Source organism: Cryobacterium sp. MLB-32 (assembly GCF_000738085.1).
Classification (GTDB): domain Bacteria; phylum Actinomycetota; class Actinomycetes; order Actinomycetales; family Microbacteriaceae; genus Cryobacterium.
Genome location: NZ_JPRS01000609.1, coordinates 1 through 5,221, shown reverse-complemented (window position 1 = coordinate 5,221; position 5,221 = coordinate 1). Strand labels below are relative to the sequence as shown.

3 protein-coding genes are annotated in these 5,221 nt (G+C 57.8%); all 3 read right to left on the bottom strand.

The window, feature by feature from the left end; all coding sequences use genetic code 11:
- On the bottom strand, positions 1-333 hold a 333-nt coding region (locus tag JF66_RS20285), incomplete at its 3' end, for a recombinase family protein (RefSeq protein ID WP_035880720.1).
- Positions 334-720: 387 nt separating this feature from the next.
- Complete coding sequence (locus tag JF66_RS20280) at positions 721-3,573, bottom strand: class I SAM-dependent DNA methyltransferase (RefSeq protein WP_197059523.1); 2,853 nt, start codon at positions 3,571-3,573, stop codon at positions 721-723.
- Between the two features lie 408 nt (positions 3,574-3,981).
- Positions 3,982-4,911 (bottom strand): TIR domain-containing protein, encoded by a 930-nt coding sequence (locus JF66_RS22665; RefSeq protein ID WP_081882531.1) that lies wholly within the window; start codon positions 4,909-4,911, stop codon positions 3,982-3,984.
- Positions 4,912-5,221 lie beyond the last annotated feature (310 nt).

Sequence of the window (5,221 nt, the reverse complement as noted above, 5' to 3'; positions counted from 1 at the left end):
GACGAGCTTCCCCGATGCGGTCGTGGTATCGATGGCCGCACCCTCTCCGGTGAGCACTTTAAGGCCGATACCTCTATCGGTGAGGTCATGGACCGTGTTGACCAAGTGGCGCAGATCTCGACCGAGCCTGTCGAGTTTCCACACCAGGAGCGTGTCTCCGTTGCGGAGTGCTTTCAGGCAGGCTAGTAACTGGGGACGGTCGTCCTTCTTACCAGAGGCATGATCTTGGTACAGGTGGTCTGGGTCGACACCGGCGGCAACAAGAGAATCACGTTGCAAGTCGGTGCTCTGTGAACCGTCAGCTTTGGAAACGCGCATGTATCCGACGAGCATGCTCAACCCCTGTCATTTATACGTTCGATTGCGTGACAACACAATGGTAACGGTTGGAGGATCCGAAAATTGTCAGATATGCCGTCACTTATTCTCCATTCCACTAACGGTTAGAGCGAACATAAAGTGACCAGGCCGGCGATAGAGCCTCTCACGTTAACTTGACGAGCCGCGAATGCCGGCACAGGAGTCACATATCCCACCAAACATCACGAACACATGGATAGCCAGCGTCTATGCCCGACCTCCACGCGGAATCTTGCACTGGAAGCGTGAGGCCGGATGGTGCTGGTACCCCTTCAATCTCACGTTCTCGGGTCTCGGCCAGTCTCAACCAATATGTGAACGTTGACGAAGCATAGATACCATCCTTGGGCAGAACAGACGTCACAACTCGATCTCCGGAATGACAGTTCTACGCTTCTGCGAGACTCCTGTACCGGGGAGGTCTATCGGCAGAGGAGTCCGACTAGACGGCGCTGATTTCGTCAATCGGCCCGCGGGTAAGAGTTGCCCCGCTGTCGTCAATTCGTCGTAGCGTTGGAACAAAACCCGCTGTCTGTCGGGCTCGCCCGTCAAGGTGCCTCGGCTACCGAAAGCCTTGTCCACAACACGGTCGAGCGCATTGTGGGCAGCGATGAGCGCAGGGTCCATCGCGAGCGGATTGTAGTGGTCTGCGAGTGACCGTTCTGGGTGAAGCTTTCTCGCCTCGAGCACCTTCTCCCCAGCAGTGATAACGGCAATGCGCACGGCAGCTGACACCTTTGGGAGCGGCAGTGTGTTCCACACGAGAGTGTTTGTGAACCGCGGGTCTGATTTCAACCGCCCTCCGACGGTTTTCTGCCACGTGATGAACATGCTCGACGCTGATACCGCGAATGCGAACCCATCCGCGTCCGGAGTCGTATAGACAAGGTTTGAGGCGATGACTTGCGGGCCGAGTCGCTCGGCCGTCATGTAACGTCGCGTCTCTGAGCCCACGCTCGGAATTGCGAGATAGGCAGTGTCCGGTTGGCTATCGAAGTCAAAGAGGTTGGGACGATCAGCCCAGTCCTGCGTCGCTTTCCTGTCGCTATTGAGACGGTGCTGCCGAACGCGCCCGAGACGGTCGCGGAGGACGGCAGATTTACTGATGTCGGAGGGTTCGACGTCACGCAACCACAACACCCAGCGCATTTCATTCCGTAAGAGCTCGCGTGCGCCGACGTACCGGCGCAGGTATTTCGCCGCCGCCGCATCTTTCTTGATCTCCTCGTAGTCCTCCGACTCGACGACGAATCCTCCGCCGTCGTTTGGGCGGCTACCGAAAGACACCTTTCCAAGTTCGGGGCTGAGCGGTTTACTTCGGGTATCGACAAGCGAATTCGGACCGTCAATGAGATATGCATTGATGCTGCGGACAGCCTCACCTCGAGGGTCTGCGCGCAGGCTGTCGTAGAAATAGAGCATCGGAGCGGGCATGTTTCGTCCCCCGCGGTCAAACCCAATGATGACGCAGTGCACAGCTGCTGCGCTCGGCGCCTCCGATGTCCATGCAAACGTCCGGTGTGCGAATCTGATTCGCCACCCTGACGTGAACATTGGACCAAAGAGGGTAGGGACCGGCTCGCCCTGGGCAATGGAGTTCGTAGAGACGAAAGCGAAGCGGCCGCCGGGGTGGGAACCAAAGTAGTCCATGGCCTTCTTGTACCAGGCGGTCACGTAGTCGAGCCGGCCGATGTCCTTCCGGCCCCAGACCAGACGCAGATCCGCGGACTGCTCGTCGCTGCGAGTGCCATGCCCTAGGAATGGCGGGTTACCGACAATTATCGTGTTCGGCGTCGGGGTGAGGACATCACCCCAGTTCATGCGGAGTGCGTTGCCTACGTGGACAGTAGTTATCGTGTCCAGCGGTAGCGCTTCCGGGGCCATGCCCAATTCGAGTTCCATGGCCTGATTGGCCTGGTGGTCCACAAGATGCAAAGCGGTCGACCCGATCCGTGCCGGCCACTCCTCAATTTCAATGCCAGCAAAGTGCTCGAGCCTGACGACAAGGTCTTCCCGGGTGAAGAACATCTGCGGCAGTTCGCTTGTGTCGCCGATTTCACGGAGACGTACCAGGATGGCGAGGTCGAGGGCACGAAGCTCGCGATAGGAGACAACGAGGAAGTTGGAGCATCCTGCGGCGGGATCGAGAACGCGAATGGTACCGAGGTGAGCTCTCAATTTCTTGAGTCCTTGGACGCTGTGCTGTTCGTGGGCGAACCGGTCGCGGAGCTCATCGAGAAACAGCGGCCCGAGAGACTTGAGGATATTCGTCTCAGTTGTGTAATGCTCGCCAAGCTTGCGTCGTGAGGCCTTATCTTTCACCGCCTGAAATAAGGAGCCAAATATGGCCGGACTTATTGTGGACCAGTTGAAGTTGCAGGCCTCGAGCAGCCTGCTTCGCATCTCTGAATCAAACGACGGAATGCTGATCGATTCTCCGAATACCCCGCCGTTAGCGTATGGAAGTCGTTGCAGGTATTCATCGAGGTTCGAGTGGTGGGTGCGCTGATTCAGCACCTGGAAGAACATGGCAATCTGCGGCCCCAGGTCAGAGCCGTCCTCTTGAGTTCGGTCCTTGATGAAGTCCGTGAACAAGTCACGGTCCCAGAGGCCCGAGTCGTCGGCATACATGGCAAAGAGCACCCGGACGAGGAACACTGAAGCCTCGTGGTCCGGGTATCCAGACTTTTCGAGGGTCTCGTAAAGCGAAGCCATGATGCGCGCAGCACGAATGGAAGCTGTTTCCTGCGCCGCAGAGCCGAACGAGCGGACTTGGTACCCGGCAAGGAATGCCAGTTTGTCTGCCTTCACACGCATATCAAGTAGCGCGAACTCCTGCACCGCGCCGTCGGTCCGATCGTGGAGGTCGAGCACCCGGAAGCGGTGGAAATCTGAGGTGACAACCCACCTGGGCGCCTCCGCGTCGGTGAGGTCATCGATATAGTCCAACGCCTGCCGCTCAGCTTCTTCGAGGTTTTTACCGGCGGACTTCATCTCCACCAGGCACAGGCCTGGCACAAGCGCATCAATGTACCCGCCGTGACCAGTCGATGATCGTTTGGCCCGGCGTTCGTATGCGGCAGCCTTTGTTTCAGTAATGCCGTAGACGCTCAGGAGATCACGGACAAACGACTGAGCCTGCTGCCGCTCCTCCCCGGGCTCGTCTTTCCAGTTAGATACGAATTTTGCCGCTCGTTTGCGAATCTCGTTCATGGAACTCGTCGCCACCGGACGCCTCACCTTCGTTCACGGGGATGAGTTCGCGAACAACTGACCGTGGCCGTCCCCACACCGCACAGGTCGACCCTACCGCGTCCCCCGTGGAAGGGTGCTTACGCGGTTCTTGCTGAGCATTCTAATGATCGGGCTGTCAAAGGAGCTGACTTAGCTCGGACGATCGATCAGCAACTCCGAGCTAAGTCAGCTCAAGTCGACGGACCCGAAAACGAGGGTGTGCACTGGGGCTTTATCTACCGGACACTCCCCCGGCTGGGGAGCAACTACGACATTTGAGGAGGCGACCACCGTTTATCCGTGGGTTATGGCGATTGATTCCTTAAGCTGACGCGCCACTGTCTTGAAGCGCGCGCCAGCTGCAAAAGCCCGCAGATGAGCCAGAACCTAGAGAGTGAGCGCTGCGGCCTGGAGTTCCACGCGCAGATCGTCCTTCCAATTCGAACCGGGATATTCCACGTAGCTCAGGCCCGCGAGGTCAGACGGGCGTTCAACATCCTTATCGACGACGACGACAATGTTGTCGCGGCCGATTTTGCCGATGAAGTAGCCAAGTTCAAGCACGACGTTCTGACGGGCGCGAAAGTTAGGCATCGTTCCTGCATCTCGATCCGCGACTGTTTGGCCCACGTCATCGGGGGTCAGAAGAACAATGACGAATGAGGCGGCGGTGCCGTACGTTTCGAATTTTTCAATGATGGTCTTGCCTCTACCTGCCTCCTCGGCCAGTGAGATTGGCATGACACCAGTGAGCTTGTGTACGTAGATTCTGATGGAATCACGCGCGGCTTCATCGTGGCCGTGCACGATAAAGAGATTTGGCAGCGAAGCGGGTGCGAGTCCCGATCCTGGAGGCATTGCAGCCTGAGGAGCAGGTGTTCGCTCAGGAACGGCGGCCGGTTCTGTTTCCCACGGGGCCGTGACATCTGGTTCTTGGGCCCCGCTAGGGAACCAATCGAAGGGGATTTCCGACAGGTCGCGAGCAGCAATGTAGTCATTGAAAAGCCGTTTTGTACGGGCAGGGGCCTTAGTGGCAATCCAGTCTGGAAGATCAGGCATGGAGTTGACCAGCAGCTTCATGCGTCCTCCTTCACCCGTCCCTGGCTCAACGGCCTCTTCCAGCACTCGACCCATAGCGCTGAGAGCGGCATCAGGGTAATCAGGATCACCAAAGCTAAGCGACCTGTACAGGCGGGGATGATTCATGAGGATGTCTGTGGTCCCAGTGTCACGTCCGAGCTGCCGCCATTCATCTTCGTCCCACTGGTCGGCGGCGTAAGCGGCAACGGCGGACTGTAACGCATCAATTCTGGCCATTTCTGAAGTCTATGGAGGGGAAGCCTTGGCTCGTGACGTGTCTGCTAGAGGATCGGCGAATTCAATCGGTCATAGGGCACTTCCTCGGCGAGGGCGCCATGGCCCGAATGACGTTCGAAAGGATGTGTCCGGCCAAGTTGTGTTCCTGCTCGGCGTAGATGAGCCGCCTCTGCCAGAAGTGAAAGCGACGACACGGCCCAGTATCTCATTACATTAGAACTTATGTTCTAATGGCATCATGGGACCGAACGAGACACCTCTCAGCGCCCAGAGCCAGCACAAGACAGTGCGCGCTGACACTCTTAAGCAG